General features: G+C 58.6%; 20 protein-coding genes. All 20 read right to left on the reverse strand.

Annotation, left to right across the window (positions count from 1 at the left end; all coding sequences use genetic code 11):
- Positions 1-21: 21 nt before the first annotated feature.
- The 20 genes from CLU91_RS27115 to CLU91_RS27210 all read right to left on the reverse strand — a co-directional run bounded on the left by CLU91_RS27115 (position 22) and on the right by CLU91_RS27210 (position 19085).
- Positions 22-591: a hypothetical protein gene (locus tag CLU91_RS27115; RefSeq protein WP_157814850.1), complete on the reverse strand. Its 570-nt coding sequence runs from the start codon at positions 589-591 to the stop codon at positions 22-24.
- A 447-nt stretch (positions 592-1038) separates the two neighbouring features.
- Positions 1039-3912: a conjugal transfer protein TraG N-terminal domain-containing protein gene (locus tag CLU91_RS27120; protein ID WP_100877023.1), complete on the reverse strand. Its 2874-nt coding sequence runs from the start codon at positions 3910-3912 to the stop codon at positions 1039-1041.
- Positions 3913-3938: 26 nt separating this feature from the next.
- Positions 3939-5360 (reverse strand): conjugal transfer protein TraH, encoded by a 1422-nt coding sequence (locus tag CLU91_RS27125; protein ID WP_100877024.1) that lies wholly within the window; start codon positions 5358-5360, stop codon positions 3939-3941.
- Between the two features lie 12 nt (positions 5361-5372).
- Positions 5373-6233 (reverse strand): conjugal transfer protein TraF, encoded by an 861-nt coding sequence (gene traF / locus CLU91_RS27130; RefSeq protein WP_100877025.1) that lies wholly within the window; start codon positions 6231-6233, stop codon positions 5373-5375.
- Complete coding sequence (locus CLU91_RS27135; RefSeq protein ID WP_100877026.1) at positions 6230-6643, reverse strand: hypothetical protein; 414 nt, start codon at positions 6641-6643, stop codon at positions 6230-6232. The genes traF (CLU91_RS27130) and CLU91_RS27135 overlap by 4 nt, the downstream gene beginning before the upstream one ends.
- Positions 6637-7950: a conjugal transfer protein TraN gene (gene traN, locus CLU91_RS27140; RefSeq protein WP_100877027.1), complete on the reverse strand. Its 1314-nt coding sequence runs from the start codon at positions 7948-7950 to the stop codon at positions 6637-6639. The genes CLU91_RS27135 and traN overlap by 7 nt, the downstream gene beginning before the upstream one ends.
- 2 nt (positions 7951-7952) lie before the next feature.
- Positions 7953-8726, reverse strand: coding sequence for a type-F conjugative transfer system pilin assembly protein TrbC (trbC, locus tag CLU91_RS27145; protein ID WP_157814851.1), 774 nt, complete (start codon positions 8724-8726; stop codon positions 7953-7955).
- A complete protein-coding gene (locus CLU91_RS27150) occupies positions 8716-9723 on the reverse strand; it encodes a TraU family protein (protein ID WP_100877029.1) in 1008 nt (335 codons plus the stop codon). Before CLU91_RS27150 ends, trbC begins: the two co-directional genes overlap by 11 nt.
- The gene (gene traW, locus CLU91_RS27155) at positions 9720-10346 is read right to left on the reverse strand and encodes a type-F conjugative transfer system protein TraW (RefSeq protein ID WP_100877030.1); all 627 of its coding nucleotides are present in this window, start codon (positions 10344-10346) and stop codon (positions 9720-9722) included. The genes CLU91_RS27150 and traW overlap by 4 nt, the downstream gene beginning before the upstream one ends.
- 10 nt (positions 10347-10356) lie before the next feature.
- Positions 10357-10689, reverse strand: a complete 333-nt coding sequence (locus CLU91_RS27160; RefSeq protein ID WP_100877031.1) for a hypothetical protein — start codon at positions 10687-10689, stop codon at positions 10357-10359.
- 15 nt (positions 10690-10704) lie between these two features.
- Positions 10705-11229 carry a conjugative transfer signal peptidase TraF gene (gene traF / locus CLU91_RS27165; RefSeq protein WP_232730969.1) on the reverse strand — a complete coding sequence of 175 codons (525 nt, stop codon included), beginning with the start codon at positions 11227-11229 and terminating at the stop codon, positions 10705-10707.
- Positions 11226-11570: a hypothetical protein gene (locus CLU91_RS27170; RefSeq protein WP_100877033.1), complete on the reverse strand. Its 345-nt coding sequence runs from the start codon at positions 11568-11570 to the stop codon at positions 11226-11228. Before CLU91_RS27170 ends, traF (CLU91_RS27165) begins: the two co-directional genes overlap by 4 nt.
- A gap of 5 nt (positions 11571-11575) precedes the next feature.
- A complete protein-coding gene (gene traC, locus CLU91_RS27175) occupies positions 11576-14143 on the reverse strand; it encodes a type IV secretion system protein TraC (protein ID WP_232730970.1) in 2568 nt (855 codons plus the stop codon).
- A 27-nt stretch (positions 14144-14170) separates the two neighbouring features.
- Entirely contained in the window at positions 14171-14833 is a 663-nt protein-coding gene (locus CLU91_RS27180) for a TraV family lipoprotein (protein WP_100877034.1), read from the reverse strand.
- Between the two features lie 2 nt (positions 14834-14835).
- On the reverse strand, positions 14836-15612 hold the full coding sequence (locus CLU91_RS27185; RefSeq protein ID WP_100877035.1) for a DsbC family protein: 777 nt from the start codon (positions 15610-15612) through the stop codon (positions 14836-14838).
- On the reverse strand, positions 15596-16978 hold the full coding sequence (locus tag CLU91_RS27190; RefSeq protein ID WP_100877036.1) for a TraB/VirB10 family protein: 1383 nt from the start codon (positions 16976-16978) through the stop codon (positions 15596-15598). The genes CLU91_RS27185 and CLU91_RS27190 overlap by 17 nt, the downstream gene beginning before the upstream one ends.
- A gap of 6 nt (positions 16979-16984) precedes the next feature.
- Positions 16985-17791, reverse strand: coding sequence for a type-F conjugative transfer system secretin TraK (locus tag CLU91_RS27195; protein ID WP_100877037.1), 807 nt, complete (start codon positions 17789-17791; stop codon positions 16985-16987).
- Complete coding sequence (traE, locus tag CLU91_RS27200; protein WP_157814852.1) at positions 17742-18344, reverse strand: type IV conjugative transfer system protein TraE; 603 nt, start codon at positions 18342-18344, stop codon at positions 17742-17744. Before traE ends, CLU91_RS27195 begins: the two co-directional genes overlap by 50 nt.
- A gap of 16 nt (positions 18345-18360) precedes the next feature.
- Positions 18361-18660, reverse strand: a complete 300-nt coding sequence (traL, locus tag CLU91_RS27205) for a type IV conjugative transfer system protein TraL (RefSeq protein ID WP_100877039.1) — start codon at positions 18658-18660, stop codon at positions 18361-18363.
- Between the two features lie 44 nt (positions 18661-18704).
- Positions 18705-19085, reverse strand: coding sequence for a hypothetical protein (locus CLU91_RS27210; RefSeq protein WP_232730971.1), 381 nt, complete (start codon positions 19083-19085; stop codon positions 18705-18707).
- Between the last annotated feature and the right edge of the window lie 99 nt (positions 19086-19184).

Here is a 19184-nt window from a genome sequence, read left to right on the forward strand (position 1 = left end):
GTGGGGGCTAGGCGCGATAAGTTAGCGACAACTGCCCCCCCAACCCAGTACGACAGTTTCCCAGGTCATCCTGTCACCGCACGTTTTTTTTTCTTCTTCTCTCCGGTTTGGCTGTGCACTTCGCATCGGCGCCCCTTCATCGATCATGGCTTCCGTCGGTTTTGCTTTTTCCATTTCGGCTAATGCCGCGGTGGCTTCTTTAAGCTTTGAGATCGGGCACCGCATTACAAAGGCATGCGGATATTCTTGCGTGCTCGCAGATTCGCGTGTGACATTGGAAACACTACATAACTGAGCAGTAACTACTCGAAAATACTGTTCATCGAAAGCGATGCCATCCTCGGAATGGAGCAGCAAGAGCTGGCCGTTCTTGCATTCCTTCGCCACAAAACGTAGCGCTAGCCGGGCGTAGATGACGTTCTCGTCGCGCGTGCGCGCCTCGACGAAGGTCCGTTGGGACAATCGATAGGTGGTCATCGTCGACAAATCGCAGACTGTGTCGTCGGTGGGCTTTTTTGCGAGTGCAACCGCTTGCACCGATGAAATTGTAAATGCCAAAATTAAAGTAAATGCTACATGCAGTAATTTCATAATGGAAAGCTCCCATAGTAAATTGAACAGTGTAGATTCAGCATAATTAATTATTTCTTGATAATTTTTTGTTTTTTGCTAATATGGGTATGAACCTATATTTTTTGGAATTGTTATGAAAACATTTATGCAAATTGCTTCGTGCGTACTCATCGGTGGTATTTTTGGTGGATCTTTTGGATTCGATGGTTCAGTATTGGGTACGGCAATTTATGCCGCTTTTGGAATTGTATTCATGCTAGTTCTATATGCAGTTTCTTATATTATTGTTTGTATAAGTAAAAGAATTTCGGCTGGATGCATATTAATTTCGCCTCGGACGTACTTAGTCATGTATGACGACTTCTTTTATGGGAGGAATCCGTTCAAAAACCAGGCTTACAGGATAGATGAGAACGGGGAGCCAAATCTAGATCCTCTGTGGTTACTCCGAGATGAAAAGTGAATTTATTTTTTAAAGAGGTCTTTTATTTTTTCAGCTGCTTTTTTATTTAATTCTTTAATCCCTTCCGCAACAATATCTGGATCCTCGGTTACTTGTCTATTTGCGTTGCCGAATAGTGATTTTTTCGTCGTGATGTTGCCAGACGGCGTCTCGACAATTCCACTGTCTTTTCTAAATTTTTGTCGTGCCTTATTCTTTTCAGTGTCGGCTTTTCCGTTTATTTTTTCTAGGTCTGACTGAACTTGAGTAGGCGTTTTTTTAATTCTAGCTTGCTCTGCTGTCATCCAATCTTGCCCTTCTACCGGTAGAGTCGGTCCATCCTTGTTTTTAGTGCTGTTTGCAGAATTATTTGGCGTTGTCGCATGTGTTCGTGATTTGTTAGCCTGATGCTGCTTATCGATGTCTGGATACAGTGAGGGATTGTCCTTCATGTCTCGATATGCCGCTCTTACTGATTCAAATGAGTCTGGAAGATTGCTGTTTGTGGTTGGCAATATGGGTGTGTTTGCAATGCTTCCGAGATGAGAATCGATAATAGTTTTGGCAGCTGCACTGTTCTGGTTGTGTGACAAAAGTGATTCAAATAGTTGAATATTTTGTGGATCCTTTGCAATATCCAGATTAAAATATTCCCCGCGCGAATGCGCTGCCGATATACTTGTAGCGTAGTCTACTTGTTCGCGCAACGTTGCATCTGCACGCTCCGAGTTCGCTACCGTTTCGGTGATTCTGGCTGCATTTTCGGTGGCGGTCCTTTGATCCGCAGTAACAGAGTTCAATAAACTGGTATTCTTGGCAAGCGACTCTGCCCATTCCTTGAAATTAGATACATCTTCATTACTCAAGTGGCTTTTGATCTCCGATTCCTTTTTGTCTATTGCGGCCGAGTACTGTTTGCCGCCATGTCCTGATAGCGCAATTTTTGTACCAGGAACGACGCCAAAACCTGGTATGCCGAAACTCAGATCGACTCCAGCACCAAAAGCTACGTTTGCGACCTGTTGCTCGCTGGCCCCAACGGCTTTCGCAATGGTTTCGGTAAGTTGCTTAAGCTCTTGCGTACGTGCGCCAAATCCTTCAATACTGTTTCTTGTGGCACCTTTAGACCGATTCTTTGCCACGCCAGTTCCATCGACATGGAGAAGGGCATTCGAGAAGGCGGCCGCTTTGTCCCTTGTTGCTGCGACAGCATTTGACTCCGCTGCCGACACTTGTTGATTGGCAGCAGCAACATGGTTTTCCGTCACCTTGCCCTCCACTGTTCTGGAAACCGGTCCTTCATTGGCCAATGCCTTGGCAGCGGTGAGGCCGGACAACGCATTGGTGGTGTAGCTATTTCCTGAAACATCATTTTGCCGACCACTGAAGAACGGTGACGAGCGGACAGGTGCCAAGGTCATCTGGTCCATGGCGGCATTTCCCATGGATACGTTGCCCGTTGCCGCCGAATTGGTGGCACTGGTCACATTACTTTGCAACAGGCGCATGCCATCGACGAGCGCGGTGCCAAAGTTCTCCATGCGCTTGAGGGCAGCCCAGGCAATGAAAGGAATGCTGATGGTCATATAGCCGACGACGGCTTCGCCCGAAATGGCGCTGGAAAAAATGGTCGAGGACGTGGCCAGCGACAGGGCGTTGACGCCGTTGCCTACGCTGGCCGCAGCGGCCAAGTCACGCATTGCATACATGGTCGCCATATAGTTCAGGATGGCATAGAGCGGTGGCCACAGCTGGATCCAGATGAGCACAGACGCATAGTTCTTGAAGCCGGCCACGGTATCTTTGCCGTTGGTCAACATTAGGATGAGGATTAACAGCGGGAATATCGCGTACGCCACCGCTTCGACCACGTTGCGGATCACGGGCAGCGCTTGCTCCGCCACCTTGCCGTTGTTAATCCACGCGGCGTTCGTTTGGGCCACCGCTTGCGCGCGGCCAACGGCCAGCAGCATGGTAGCCGGATCGTTGATCTTCTGTCCGGCCATGAGACTGGTATCGTTGACAGCATTGATGAGCGCGTTTTGCCGAATAATATTGGCTGCGGTGGCCGAGGCGTCGGCTATTTTTGCTTTCAGGTAGGCTTGCTGAATCTGGTCCGCGATCAGGGCCGAGGCTACCGTCCCAGGAAGCGTCGGATTCATGCGGAATGCCAGTGTGCCTTGGATGCGCTGAACTTCGGCCGGCATTTTCGCCGATAGCTTTGTATATGCCTGAGGACAGGTGAGCACTTCCGCGGTGCCGGCCGCATTCGTGATGCTGCTAAACCGGGCCGGATTCGGGTCGCCCATGAGACTCCACACGTCGCCCGAGGTCGCAAATGCGTCCGGCGACAGGTAGCCAGAGGCCAGATCAAACGTTGTACAGTTATGGATAAAATTGATGAGGTCTGTTCGGAAATACGGGCTTTGGAATACCACTTTGGAAGCCTCACGCACCATGCGGCTCCCAAACATCAGTCCGTTTTTCTGGTACGTGAGCTTGTCGGGCATGCCGGCCGCCCCCGGGATCACCTGCATGGCCGTTTCTTCGAGTTCCGTCAGGCTGTTGCCGACCGTACTGGTCAGCGAGGCGAGCACCGCCAGGCCGAACGGAACGTTGTCGACGAAGACTTCGGCCGAACCGCCCGTCTTGTCGACGATACCGACAGTGACCTTCGGCACCAGGAGTACCGACAAGACCAGGACCACCGAGGCGAGCCACTTCCAGCCCACCATCTTTTCCGGGGCGAAGGCATAACCCACCAAGGCGGCCACGAAGCCGCACACGGCGACGATGCCAAGCGCATTTCGGTAGGTGTTCGCCCCGACCATGGCGGCCACGGCATTCATCAGCCCGTACAAACTGTCCGAATTCTGGTAGGCAAAAATTTCCCACATGACTATTTACCTCCACCACCTTTTTATCACCGCAGATAGGCGGCCTGGCGTCCCAGCAGATCGAGTACCTGCTGTGGCATATTGGCGCGCAGTTGCCGTTCCAGCTGTTCCAGGTGGTTGGACACCACCGAGATGGAGCCTACTTTCTGGTAGACGAGGGCCTTTTCGCGGGACAGCTGGGCCAGCATGTCTTTGGCGCGCAGGCGGATTTCTTGGGCTCTCGCCTGTTGTTTCATGTCTAAAGTAAAATCTTTGTCCAAGGCATTCATGCCAAGCCTGAGATTCTTTTCCAGAAACATGTAGGCGTAGTCGGCTGCAATCACGTCGCGATAGGTGCCGATCAGCTGCTCGTTGGTGGCCGCAGACGGGAACGATGCGCCGATCGACAGCATGCGGTAGACAGGCTCGCTGGTCTGGTTTACAAAACCGACCTCCGGCGACATGTTTGGAATCGGTGTGCGACTTTGGATTTTATCAGCGATCGAACGCATCAGCTTTTCAACCTTCACCGTAAACGGGGTATGGACGTACGTTGGGTCGATGGTGACCTGGTCGCACGTTGTAAAGTTATTGCACCGCAACACTGTTTGGTTGACGTTTCCACCCCCGGCATCCGACTGGCCATAGAGCAGCTGGGAGATCGATGTGAAGGTCGGTGCGATCGGATTCGGGTCTCGTCCTTCCGAATAGAAAATGACGGTCCCGACCATGCTCATGATCATTTCCCGCTCCTTGTCGTCCAAGTAGTTACCGGCGAGCTTGAGCGATTCCCAGGTGAGGTTGCCGACGAACGGCGCCTTGTTTTTAACCAGAGGATCGGAAGATTTACGCGCCGTATCGAGAATGGAACCCTTGTCGGATTTGCAGCGGACGGCCGCAGCGGCATAGTCCGATTCGAGGCCCAGCGAGACGGCGATGTCCTCGCAGGCCTTGCTGGAGCTAAATCCGGTGGCTTCGGCGGCAGTCGACACGAGGGATTTGGCGGTGTTGCAGGAATTCATTTGCGCATTTGTCATCATCGATTCGAGGTTTTTGGTCCACTTGGTGATACCGCCGAGCAGCGGGGACACCGTTTCGAGCGCGAGCTGAAACGCCACGCCAGGCAGCGCGGCCGTGATGTTTTTCAGCATGTTCTTGAATTCGGCCGCCGAAATGAAGGAGAACGAGCCGCCGAAAAGATCGATGCCTCCACAGCCGGCTTTGGCTGTCGGATAATCGATGGCCATGAGTTGGTAGGTCTTGTTTGGCGCACGCAGCATCAGGCCGCCGCCGCTGAAGGTGTTATAGACCTGCCCGCGGAAGGCGCCCGGCGCCGTGTAGTTGCCTATGGCGCCGAGGTCGTTGAACATTTTGTTGACCTCGCTATTCAGATCGCCAGCGAAGATCGGATGAGCGTATAGCGCGCTGGTGGATAGGGACAGCGCGATGATCAGTTTGCGTATTGGCATGATAAATCCTCCTTAACGAGATGAAAGTGTTTTTCCGAAAGGTGTTTCGACGGTCTCAACGGCGCGCGGCCGCAGGGCGTCGATCCGTTCAACCAGCTGCCGTTCCGACAGCACACCGATGCCGACCGGCATGATCTTGCCGCTGATGGGCTGAGCCAAGAACAGCGCCGGCACTTGCTTGACGTTGAGCGTGGCGGCCGAGCCGTTGTCGGTGCGCGCATCAGCGAAGCCTGGAACCTTGCCGCCGTCCAGGCTGACCGGCAGCACCTGGATGCGGTATTTCGTGGAAAACGCCCGCAATACCGGCCCGAAGGCATGGCAGTACGGGCAATCGCCACGGAAGAAGAACATCAGGATGTGGTCGGTCCCGATGTTGGCGAGGGCGGATGACCGCTCCTGCATCTGCACCTGTTCAAATACTTCCAGCGCCTGGGCATTTACGGGCCGGCCCTGCGTGGTGGGGTCCAGGTCCGGATTGGCCCATGCCACTTTCTGCGACAGGTCGGCGAACAGCGAGGCATTTCTGACGACCTTCGATTCGAGCTCCATATAACGGCGCACATTGGCGACAGTCGGGTTCATGACGGCGACGGCCTTGAGCTGTTCCAGCTGCACCTGCAGCTCACGCAGCGCCTTCACTTCAGGCGGTGGCTGCGGCGCGGCGGGCTTGGGCTTTGGCGGCGCGACTTGCGCAGGCGGTACCACTTCCTTCTGCGGTTCGTGCATTGCCGGGTCGTCATAGAAATGCCAGCCGCGCCGCACATCGGCCTGCGCGGCAAAAGCGTGGCCAATTGCAGGGACACTGGCGGGAACCTGGGCGTGTACTGCTCCACATGCGAGCAGCACTGCCAAACAGTAGTGGTACCTTCTCATGGCGTTTTCTCCAGGCGCAGATTGGCGGGCGGCTGGCCATTGCGGCAGTAATTGATGCCGATATCGATCGTTTGCTGTTTCGGTGCCTGCCCCGGGGTGAGCCTGATACCTTCCTGCCAAAAACGGACGTTGAGACGGCGGCAGCCGTCCTGAGCGTAGCGGGCCAGTGTCGTGACATCCATGAAGAGTGCGGAGGTGGCAGAGAAGCGCTGAGTGATCGCGTCCGCCAGTTCTCCCGTCAGCATGCCGGCTGCGCGGCCGTCGGGTGCATCGATGGCCGCGAGCATGAGTACTTTCGGATCGTTCACCGCCACGCGGGGTGTGGCTTCCGAGGCCACACTGGAAGCGGCGCAGAGCATAGCGGCGCAGAGGGCAAGCGATACCCTGCGCGTAGTGGTTCGATTCAGCATTTCCCTCTCCCCATATAACAGGTCGGCGCGCGCTGGGCGGCAGCGTCCTTGAGCGCCGCCGCGTTGGGCAGCGTCGGTACGATCGAGGCATAGAACTCGGTCAGATCCAGCTTTGCAAAGTCGATGCTTTGCAGCTGGGCCACGCTAAAACCGGAACAGGAAGGATTTTTTGGTGCTCCCCAGCCTATGCCGAGCTGCGCCCTCCCCTGTTCGTTGATCATCCTGGCCAGGCGCGAGTTAAAACAGCATTTGGATGTCGTGTGCTCGATGCACGACACGCATTTGCCAAATACCCGGATGCAGGAGCTGCACCAGGTGCCGATGGTGTGGCACAGCTGGGCGCCCTCCTTCATGGCCAGCTTGCCCTCGCCGGCGTTGCAGGACATCATCGAGACCGCGATGTACATCACCGCAGTCATCGCCAGGCTCCAGGGATTGAACGCGATCGCCAGGTGTTCGGTAGTCGCCAGCGTGACCGATCCCGCCGGCAGCGCTGTGCCATTGACGGCCACCGTCACACCAAACGTCGTATAACTGCCGCTGAAACCGCCACTGGTCAGCAGTGCCTTGGCGCCTTGCGTGATGAACTCGCGGTTGCCACTGTTCATCAAGATGTCGAATACCAGGCGCGAGCCGATGCCAAACAGGGACTGGTTAGTAAAGTGGGCCCCGGCGCCGTCCGTATAACAGCAATTCTTCAGCAAGCGGTTGCGGCAGGTATTACCCTCGCCGTTGAACAAGGTCATGGTCTTCGGATCGAGATAGACGCCGGCCTCGCGCACGGCCTCCATGTATGTCATGACCTGCGCGAAATCGATGTCATTGGTATAGCTGGTACTGAAGCATTGCGTACCGAGACAGAACGTTTTTGGCGCACAAGTAGCGCCAGCGGGGCAGCCGGTGGTATACGCGACCAGCGCCGTCTCGGCACTCAATGGATCGCGGGCGATGGCTTGCGCGGCGGCGATAGCCGGATCGGTGGCCAGCACGGGCGGGCGCGGCGTGTTGGCCGAGTTCAGGGCACCCACTTGCGCCGCGCAAGCCAGGTCGCCGGGTGTCAGGGCGCAGGCCGCCAGGTGGGTACTGGCATCGCTTTTGAGGTTACTCTTGCCGTGGTAGACGGTTTCGGGTGGCGTCAGCGTATAGCCGGGCACGTGGGCAGTGGCGCTCTGGGTGGTGACGCTGGCCCGGGCGGCCTGGTTGGCAGCCGTGGCGCCGGCCAGATCCTCGTTGACTTGCGCCAGGACAATGGCAGGCTGCACGCTGCTCAAGCAGCAGGCGGTTGTCAGGGCGATCAGGCGGCGCATGGCTATTTTCCCATCTTGTCCAGAAAGCGGCCGGCGCTGCCGGCGAAGCGCGGTGCGCGCTGCTGGATAGTTTTGAGCGCGTATTCAAGCGAGACGTCGCCGGCGATGCGAACATAAGCATCCGGTGCGAAACAACTCCCTGCCCCGCAGGCCTGGGCGGGTGCACCGGCACGCAGCAAAACGAAGGTCGGTGCCTGGCGTACGGCAAAGCGCTCAAATGCCTGCGGATCGATTTGCCATGCCACCTTGCGCTCGCCCATGATCTTTTGGGCATGCGCCACGGTTTTGACCAGTGATCCGTCGTCCAGGCCCCGTAGCACCAGTGTCGCCTGCAGCTGCGCCGCTTGCATCGCCAGCTTATTCAGCGCGGCTTCCGGCATAGCGAAGGTCACAAAGACCAGTAGCCGGTCGCCATTCAACGCGGCAAGCGCGATTGGGTTAGATGCCGCTTCGTAGCCTTTGGCAATGGCGCCCAGATCGACGGGTGGCGTTGGGCGAGGCTGGGGCAAGGCGTCGATCCGCATCCGTGGCGTAGTGGGTGCTTGCCCTGGCGGCGGGTCGTGCGGCATGGGATTGGCTCGTACCGCGCGGGCGATATCCTGCTCGGTGATGACAGGCTGCAGCTTCTTGGCGCGTTCAATATCTGCGTCGGAAATGTGCGGCATCGCTTGTGCCGCCACTGCCTGGGCAAAGAACAATGCACCCAGCCCTGCCATGGCACGCAGCGCATCAGGCTTGGCGCCCGCAGGGGGCACTTGGATCGGATTAGTAGCCAACACAGCAGTTCCTTTTTCGAAATAACATAAATGCAAAATCTTCGCCCTTGACCGGGTATTCCTTGCCCGCTCCCCAGGCGATGGTAGTGCGTCCAAAAGGCTGGCAGCATTTGCCCAGTTCCTTGTCGGTGGCCGGGATGGGATATGTCAGCTGGGATTTGTAGGCCGTCTTGTCCATTTCCGGCAGGAAGTACGGACCGCACAACCCTTTCTGGCCATGCATGCCCCACGTCAGCAGCTCGCGGTGCATCTTGGCGGTGATGCGCTGCATCATCAATTCGGCGGTGCGCACCCCGCCTACGTGGTAGGCCGCGTGGCCATCGAGCGGGAAAAGACCGCCCTGGCAGCCGGCACACCAGAACAATTCGCGGCGGCCAAATCCCGCCGTGGCGGCAACGCAGTCGGCAGCGCAGGCGGCGACGGCGCCCGGGTTGGCGAAGAGGACCGTTTCCGGATTGATGATGAGCGTGAGTTCGTCGTCGCTCCAGAGCGGATCGACCTCGGTCATGTAGGCGATATCGAAGGAGCCGGCCTCCAGGCAGGGGAAATCGGCGACTGCCTTGAGCCAGTACATGACCGGATTGACATAAAAATGCGCCTGGTAGAAGGCGTCCTGGGCGCCGCCCGCATCCGTGGCCCGGGCGGCTTCTGGCGCAGGAATGCCCGGATTGAGATCGAGGCCACCGAGGGACACCAGGCAGAACGGTTTGCGTACCACTTCCACGTGGCGCACGGGTTCCCAAAAGCCGATGGACAGGCCGATCACCGGATTGACTTTGCACGAACAAATCGGACTGGACGGATTGGCGGTGTCTTCCTGGCCGCCCAGGTTGCCTAGGGTGACGCTGCCCAGGGAGATCGGCAGGATGCATGACCAGCAGATATCCTTAATCGGGTTCGGAAAGGCGCCAGTGCAGGTACCGACCGGCGCCGCCTGGGCATGGCCTGCCCCGATGAGGAGCAGGATCAAACCGATGGTGTGTTTTAGTAGGCTCATCTGCTCACCACGATTTCGTCGATGCGCAGGCGCATGCCTTCCTGATAGACCAAGGCCGGGACATGCCGGATGCCAAAGCGCCCTACTAATCTGCCCTGCTGATCGAAGTAAATGCGCGTTTTCCACTGTTTCATCAGCTCCAGATACGAACCGCCGACGAGTACCGGCTTGATCCGCGCACCATCGCGTTGAAGCAAAGTGCGCGCCATCCTTGCCTGTGCAGGATCGCGCGCGTCAAAAAACATCAGTTTTTTCGACATGGACGTGATCGCCAGCGGATTAGTACGGGTGCCTGCGGGGAACAGGACGTGACCTTGTGCGTCGAGGATGTTCTTGTCGAGCACATAGGTGGGGTCAAAATAAATGGTTCGCGGTTCCTTCGCCGGCGTCAAGCCTGCCACCGGTGCCGGGTTGGCCACGGCCGCCCTGCCTTTGGCGATCGCCTGCTCCTGCAACTTGTGAAGCTGGCCGCTCTTTTCCAGCGCCCGCAAGCGCTGGGCGATCATGTCGAGCAGGTGTTGCTCGGCAATCGGATAGGTTGGTCCGATCGCGGGCAGTTCCTCTGCCTTGGCCAGGGTGCCGATGAGGCTACTGGCCAGCAACAGGATCACAGTGGTGCGCATGATCCGCCTTTTAGTGGCAAGTAATGGACGCGCCCAGATCGCGCATCTTGACGCGATCGCTTTCCTTCGCCGCCGCAATCATCTGCGTCACCAGGGGATCGCGAGGTGTGCCAAAGAACGCCTGCTTGAGCCCCTGAAGACTGAGCAGGCGCTGACATTTATCCGCATACGCAAGCAGATAATGTTGCGCCGCTGAATGCACCGTCGGGGAAACGGCGTCGAGCACAAATAAATAATTCCCCATGGAGTCTTCGTGAGGAGGCTCGGCGGCGGACGCCCATCCTGGGATGGCCAGCACCACCACGGTAGTCAGGGATGCGAGGGTTAATTTCATTGAAAGCATGATTGACTCCTTGGTTTAAAAGATGGGAATGACGACGCCCAGGACCGCGTCGGCGTGTACCAGGCCATTGATGCTGTAGCGTGAATCGAAGCTGTCCTGGCTGGTGCCTTGCACATAGAAATACGAGGGTGGAATCACCGTCTCGGCGATAGGTTCGAGCCGGAGATGTTTGACGGTGGTATGCGTCTTGGCAATACCGACCTCCTCGCCATTGACGAAAACGTGGCGATCCCGGACGGTCACTTTGTCGCCGGCCACGCCGCGCACAATCTTGAAGAACGGCTGGTGGTACAGGCCGGGGAAGATGCGCTGCGCCGGCCCTTCGAAGGCATACACCACGAAGTCGCCGCGGCGGATGCCATGGGCACGGTAGTTGACCACCGCGACCGTGTAGGGCAAGCTGGGTGTCACGTTAAACAGAATAGGCAAGCGCGGTGTGGCATCGATAAAAAGACGCACATAGGCAAGTGTCCAGATCATGACCAGCACCAGGTACAGATACCAGCGTCTGCGCACATGCTGAAAGAAATCACGGGTCACAGTTTCACCTTTTTTCTGAGCAATGGAGTGAGATCGATCAGCGTTGTGCGGCTGCCGATCACCGCCGTTTTGTCGACCACCAGGCATGCGCACTCCTCCGGCAATTGCGCCAACGCAGCAGCAAAGCTGGTGACAAATTGTTCAGCGTCCGATATTGCCTGCCGCCGCTCTATGTCGGTATGGCTGGTCGTCATCGCTTTGAGGTACTGTTCCTGTTTTGCATTGAAGACGTTCGCCGCGTCGACGACCCCGATGACCAGCATCGGCCGCAGCACCAGCCGGTCATATGCCGCAATGCCGATCGCCACGAAGCAGGCCGATACGAGGATATTGATCAGCATGATCCTCATTGGAGTCCCCTGTCGGCCAATACCCGGGCGATGGCCTCGTCGATGGAGTAGCCTTGGGCACGCAAGGCATCAATCGGCTTGTTATCGGCGAGTTTGTTCGAGAACAGCAGCTGCGTGGCTGGATCAATGACCAGGCGTAGGACGCCTTCGCCGATGGGCGACGAGACATACATTTCCGCAAAGGCCCCCGCCTCGGTGCGTAGCGAGTTCAAGAGCCGTTTCTTGGAGGCGTCCATGACGATGCGCTTGTTACTTTCCAGGATTTCAATCGACTCCGGTTTTTGCCGCAGCAGGAAAACCCAGTCGGAGCAGTTGAAAGCGGCCGTCATTTGCACCGAACCGTAATAGTCATCGGCACCCTGCGTCGCGGTGCCCAGTGCACCGCCATACTTGCGCGCACGGCGGGCAGCTTCTTCTACGACGGCTGCTTTTACCGGGTCGTCCGCACCGATCTCTCCAAGCTGTTGCTTGAGTTCATCGATGATCAGGAGCTTCTTTCGATCGCGGTTCAGGTACATCTCGCCGGTGATCTGGTACATCAGCAGGATATTGACAACGGCATGCAGATCTGGCTTGCGTTTGAGTTCTTCGTTTTCGATCACAACGAAGTCATTCGAGAAGTCGACGTTATTCTTGCCCTCGAAGAATCGTTCGTACTGCCCGTCCTTCGAGTATGGATTGAGCATGATGGCAAGATCGCGGATGCGGTCATCGTCTTTGATTTCGAGCTCCGCGATATTGCCGGTCTTGAATTCGTCGCGCAAAGCGGTGATCGTCAGGTCGTTACCGTAGGATTTCCACAGTTTCAGCAGCACCGTCGAGATGGCCTTGTACTGCACTTCCTGCAGCCTTTGGCTCATGGAACACATCTTCGCCAGGGCCGGCAGCAGCATGTCGATGTCTTCGTGAATATCATTTACCGCTGTAAACGGGTTCAGGATGATGTTGGAATGGGCACTGAAGTCGACGTGCGTGCCATTGGCTTTCTTACACAGCTTCTCGAATGAGCGCCCGAGATCAAGCAGGCGCACTTGCGCACCGCCGGATCGGTATGACCAGGCTATCTCGTTGAGGGTGACGGACTTGCCGGAACCTGGAGCGCCGACGACGGCAAAATTGGGGTTGCCCAGGTCATTGTCATACAGGTCCAGCGTCACGAGCTGGCCGCGGCGGCCGGCGAAGATGAGCGTCGGCGTATCGGTTCCTCGCCATTCCGCCAGCAAGGGCGCGAGATGGATTGCGTTCGCCGTGGATTTGCGCGTCACCCGCTTCATCTTCTTCATGTCATTGTGGAATGCGGGCGTCAGGGTCATGGGCAAGCTCGCCAGCAGCGCCTGGCGGTGCATGTACACATCGGCATTGAGTTCAAAGCCGCTGGCACGCCAGATGGCCTTGGCCGCTTCTGCCGCCGCCGTCGCCTCAGCGGGCGGGCAGAAAATGGCCAGCTGGTGGTACATCGAGACGAGGTTGCCGCCGACATCCATCGCGTTGGCGACTGCATTCCAGTCTTCCTGCTTCTTCTGCACGTCCGGCATGATGTCGGCCATCTTGCTGCCGGCGTTCTGTGTCGCGCGGATGTGGTTCGCAGTAATCAATGTCCGCGTCGTGTTCGTATCGAGGATGTGCACGCCCATGGTGAGCAGGAACGGTGCACGGTACTGCAGTGCCGGTTGCATGACGTGGCCGATGAGCGCACCCATCTGCCAGAGGGGGAAACGTCCAGGAAACGATTTAATGGAGAAGAAGCGTGCTTCCACGTGCTGCGGCTTGCCTGGCTTCGAAAACCGGATGCCTTCGTTGGTCGGTTCCTGAACTGTATCGAAGTCTACAATCTGATCCCGCAGCTCCCTGCCCTCGTCGTAGTTAATCCATGGGGTGAGACCATCGGTGAGCCGGTGCGGATTGGTGAACAGTGCGCACCAGTTGATTAAATCGGCCGCATCGCATACTTTGCTGGGTAAAGAAGCGGCGTCAAGGGTGCTTGCCATCGAGTCGCGCAAACCGATGGCCGCTTCGCGCTTGCCGATATCATCGGCGCGTCCGTCCATCGTGACGCTCATCATCAACCGAAAGTCGCGCAGCGTAAAATGAAATCCCTTGGTCAGGGATTTTTGGCTCCCGGCCAGCAGATGTTGCACGCGCTGGCGTGCCAGCTGGCGGTACAGGTTGCTGTTCCGGGCCGGCCGGCCCCACTGCTGCGAGTTTTCATATTGATCCTCGTCTTCCATGCGCATGTTGGCATATTGGATCAGCGGGGCGCGGATGTCCGGCGAGCCAAACAGGTGAAATTGCACACCCGTGTTGGCGGGACAGTTGGTATACAGGCTTTGCAGCACTTCCACCATGCGCTCATCGGCACCGGCCTGGGGCATGAGTTCGAGCATGAAACCGAGCCGGTGATGGCGATTGATGAACAGCTGCTCGCTGTCGACATAGGGACCGTACGGTAGCCAGCTGGCAAACTGGTCGGGGGCGAAACCGTCACCCCGGTTCAAGCCAAACATGTCGCGCACGCCGGCACCAATCCCGTCGCCGCCGGTTTCCGCTGTAAAAAATGTGAACATATCGTTCCTTCCTGTATCCAGCAGCGGTTATGGGTGGTTCGCCGCCGGTACTTGCGCCGGCGCGCTTTCGGGCGCGGGCGTACCGGTATCGGCTGGCGCGCTGGCAAGTTTGGTCGCCAGCGGCGCGGCTGGGCTGGTGCCTGCGTTCATATTGGTCTTCGCGGTGCCGACTGTAGGCTCCTGCGCCGCTGCTTGCGGAGACGCTGGCGGTGTCAAGACTGCGTAGGCATCCCGGATCTGGCGCTGCGCATGGGCGACCTGCCACCGGCCTGGGTCGGTTTGCAGGTAGACGAAGGACTGATCGTGGAGATCGTGGTCGCTGTCTTCCCATGGTTTGATCCAGAGCCGCATGACGCGCGGCGGCGAGCGCAGCGCGGCGGGCTCAAACGCAGGCTGTCCCTGCATGGAACTGCCGCTGGCTGCTTTGACCATGGTGTACATGCTGCGCGGGGCTGCACGCGGGGTGCCCTTGATAGGTGCCCCTTTGGGCGCCGCGCCGCTGCCCGATGGAAACGAGTTGTAGTAATTGCCGGAGACGGAGTTGCACCGCACGCCTTCCGGCGCCTTGCAGGCATATTCGGACTTGCCGCCGAGGCCTGTCATGTCGCCGCACCCGCCCAGGAGCTTCAAACAAATCGCTGCGGCGGACAGGCTCTTGACGCTCAATGAAATGGATGAAATCAGTTGCATGATTACTCCTTGATGTTCTTGCCGGATGTACGGCTGGAGGCGGCTTGCGCCAGATGGGCCTCAATTTCGCTGGCACTGATCAAACCGGTTTCCCGTGCGCCATCAGCAAAGATGAGGGTCGGCGTGCCCTGTACGCCCAATTTGCTGGCCAGGGCCAGGTTGCGGTCGAGCGGATGGCCGCATCGGACAGGTGCGCTCTGCCCGTCCAGCGACCCGCTGACGGCGCTGCGCCAGGCAGCCAGGCGGTCGGTAGCGCACCAGATGCGCAGCGGCAAGGCCTGGTCCTGGAAAGGCACCATGAAGTTGTAGATGCGCAGGTTTGGTACCTTGACCAGTTCCGGTTCGAGCTGGCGGCAATACGGACAATGTGGATCGGTGAAGAGATAAAGGACGCGTTCGCCCTTGCCCTGCGTGGAGGCGATCGCATCGGCCAGCGGGAGCTGGCGCACATCGATCGTTGCGGCCGTCTGCGCTACGGGGCTGGCGGCGTTGGCGCGCTGTGCTAGTTTCGGCGCGGTCAGGTCGCGCATGGCACGCAGATCGACCAGCCGGCCAAAGATCATGTAGTTGGGGCGCGTATCGGCGACGAAGCCGACGTTGTCGCCCATCCAGACTTCGAAGACGTGAGGAATTGGTGTCGCCGTGACTGTATCAAAGGCCGTGCCGGGATAGGCTTGCTTGAGCGCGGCGAGCAGTTTATCTTCGGCAGTCCTGGCGTGGACGCCGAGTGTGGCCGCGCAGGCGAGCGTCGCTAGGGCCAGTCTAGTCAGCGTCTTCATTGGAATTTCCTCTATTGCCCTCGGCAAGGCCGATCCGATCCTGCTGGTCCGCGTCGCTGCGCGACATTGGCCGGGCGGGAATGCGCACGCCGCGGGTCAGCACCACATCCACTTTGCGGCCCGCATGCACCTCGATGACTGGAAACGTCTGTTCGGCCAGCCGGATGTAGTAATTGGCCAGGTTGTTGAGCGCGCTCCCCATGCCACTGCCAATGCCGCGGCGGAACTGGTCGCCGGTGCCACCGGTCGTCGTCGACAGGGTGCCAAACGGCGAAGTCGTGAATGAGCTGTTGCCTTGGGCGAAGCCCTGGCCGATACCGCTGACGATGCCTGCACGCAGGCTATTGGCCAGCAATTGGCCCTGTTTGGAGACGAGCGTGCCGCGCAGCCCCAGGTTGCCATCCTCTCCAAAGATGTTGCCCTCGATTTTGACTTCGACCACCGAGCGGTCGTAGCGGATGCAGGAGAGCACGTCGGTGCGCAGGTACGCGCGTTCGGAACTGATGTCGCCATACCCGGAGGCAACCACAAAGCACTCCTTGACGTCCGCGCGGAACTGATTCGGCAAGATGGCCGCAGCTGAAATTTTAATGAGTGCCGGTAGCGGATTGCTTTGGGCCTGGCCGCCCGTCGGCGCATCGATCCCGCCAAGCAGTTCCCCTGGCAGGATGCCGACTGGCAGGAAGTCGTCCAGCGTGTTCGCCGTCTTTCTCCCGTTGGCCCCGATCTCGCCGGTGGATCCAGTACTCCCACTGGTATCTGACTCGGCGCTGAGGGACACGCGGATCATCGGAGCGTGTGTCTCCGGCGGCTCGCTTGGCCGCATTGCGCCGGTGTTGCCACTGGCTACGTCGGTGGCGGGTGGCCCTGGCGGTGCGTTGCCTCCCGGTGGCGTGCCAGGAGGGTACTGCAACGGACCCGGCGCCGATGGCTGGGGAATGGGCGGCGTGATGGGCGCGGGCGGCGCTGGTGGCGGGCTCTGTTCCGCTGTCGCGGCCGTCTTTACTTCCAGATCGGCCAGCCGCTTGAGCAAGGCCGCTTCGACGGCCTTGCGGTCGCTGTTGATTTTGTCCTGCGTTTCCTTGTCGCTGTCATATTGCGCCAGTTTCTTGCCGGCGTTGCCGACCCATTGATCTTCCGGCGAGATCTGGCCCGGCACCATCATGTTGGGACTATCCACGTTGACGGTGGTGCGCTTGTCTGTCGCCTTGGGGAGCTGCTTGGCCGGGCTGCCGGACTCGGAATAGGCCAATACCGCCCACAGGACGCCAATGCAGGCCGTCACGATGCTAACCGCGGCCAGGTACTGCTGCTGCCTGGGCGTCAGCCGTGCCGTGAACGATTTCAATGCTGGCATGATGCGCATGGCTGTTCACTCCTCTGCCCGGATGACGTAGACCCGCGTGCTCTCATTCGGGCGCAAGTTGAGGTTGTCGATGGCGACGGCCAGGACATCGCCATCGTCTCGGTCAAATTCCTGTTCTGCGAGCACCAGTGGCGCGCCGGTGATGTTTTTGAGTGCGTAGGTCTCGCCGATGAGGCCGCGGCCTTCAAACTGTCGGATGAGTTTCATGTCTGCTTCCGCCCACAGCAGGCGCGCTTCGTCACGCTCTTCCATCCGGACGTCATCGGGCACCTGCTCGGAAGCCATGAACATCAGCATCGATTTCAGGGAACGGATGAATGTGGCGGACCTCGCCGGCGCCGGGCCAGTGGCATTGGCTGCCTTGACTTGGCGTCTGGCCGACTTGTCCGATATCACGATGGTGTCCGCAGGCACCTCCGCGCGGTTCAGGCGCAAGGTGTAGGTGGCCGTGGCGGAAGAGACAAACAGGTTGATCGCCTTGGCCGAAGTGCCTACCGGCTGAATATAGATTTCGCCTTTGGCCAGGTCGCAGGCGAGCGTCAGCTGGCCGCCGGGATTGACTGCGGCGCCGGTGCCTGGCGCGACGGGCAGGCTGGCGTCGGCAGGTTTGGGAGCACAGTTGCTGCTCGAGTAGATGTTGCCGACGACGTCGATGATCTTGCCGCCCTCGATGCGGATGCGCGTCGGTTCATGTGCGGCGATGACCGCCTCGATGGTGGCGCCGTCCCTGGCCTCTCTGGTCTGTACGGCCCAGGCGGGCAGCTCAACGAGCCCCAGCAGCAGCCACGCCAGTGGCCGTATCCGGTTTTCCATCGTTCAACTCCTTAAAATCTTTCAAATGCACGCGCGCGCCGCGGAAGACAAAGTCCGCACGGTAGGTCTTGAGGCTGTCGGAGGTATTGGCCCCGTTCACCTGCGTTTTGAGGTAGCCGGTCATCGTGACCGATTGCGTTTCTTCGTCCGGTACCAGCTGCTGCATCTGGAAGTAGGTGCTCGCGTTGAGCTTTTTCAGCCTTGCCGCCTCCAGATCCTGGCGTGTCTTGATGCTGCCGGCGTTCTCCGGCAGGCACCAGCTGAGCAACATGTCCTTCTTCCATTCGATCGACTTCGGCGTGACGTCCAGCATCAGGTAGGCGATATAGCCGGACATCTGCACCAGATAGTCGTTGCTGGCCTTGCCGTCCTCGATCCAAAATGTTTTATTGATCGCCGGCGGCACGATGACGGTGCGTTCGGTGCCGGCGATGCGGACAATGATGGTCAACGCCAGCATCAGGCAGACGGAAAGGATGCCAATGGCCAGGCGCTGGTCGAACACGCGGCGGCGTAGTGCGCCCAGGTCATCCTGATAGGTTTCCAGTTTCACGGTGCTCTCCTTGGTGCTACCCGACCATCTTGCGGATATGTGAGGGCGGGGTTGCGCGCATGGACGTCAGCGGACTGACAGGCAGATACCAGTACGCCCAGTGCAGGACAAAGGCTGGATGCTTGTCTGCTTTTTTGCGGCTGAGCCAGCGCGACACGGCGACGCCGGCGCAGACCGCGAGAAAAAATCCAAGTTTGCTGCTGGCCAGATAGCCGACAAAGACGGAAAGGAGGACGGGAAATGCGACATCAAAGTCCCAGAGGCCTATCTTCCATTGGTCGTCCAGCCGCCGGGGAATATAGGTATCGGCTTGCATGGCGCCCTCCTTTTATCAATGTGCAGCGTAACGGCCGACCGGGTTCAGATCGTGGCGCCCATGATGGAGCCGCCAATGATCAGGCCAACCGCGCCAAAGATCGCCATGCCGATGTAGAACAGCACCGGACTGAAGTTGCGCAGGGCAGTCAGCGAGATCAGGGCGACGACGAAGCCGATGAAGCCGACCAGTGCTTTAACGCCGGGTGCCAGTGCGGCCAATTGCGTCAGTGCTGACGTCAGCGGGCCGGTGATGCCGGTGAACGCGACGAGGTCGATGGCCGTGGCGGGAATCGCGGCGAGTAGACCCAGGGTGATCAGGGTCAGCAGTGCCAGGACCTTGGCTGCGGTGGAGACGCGCAGGCCAAGGGGCCGCTTGCCGTGTTGTCTGAAGGGGAGAACAGTGACGTATTGCAGGGTGTTCATGTGCATTCCAATCGTGAAAATAAGGAAGACTGTCTGTTATAGGACGGCTATCTGGCGCGGCATGGCGGCGCAGGAGGACCGCGGACGCGGCAATGCCAC

The sequence above is a fragment of the Janthinobacterium sp. 64 genome, assembly GCF_002813325.1.
Lineage (GTDB): Bacteria > Pseudomonadota > Gammaproteobacteria > Burkholderiales > Burkholderiaceae_D > Janthinobacterium.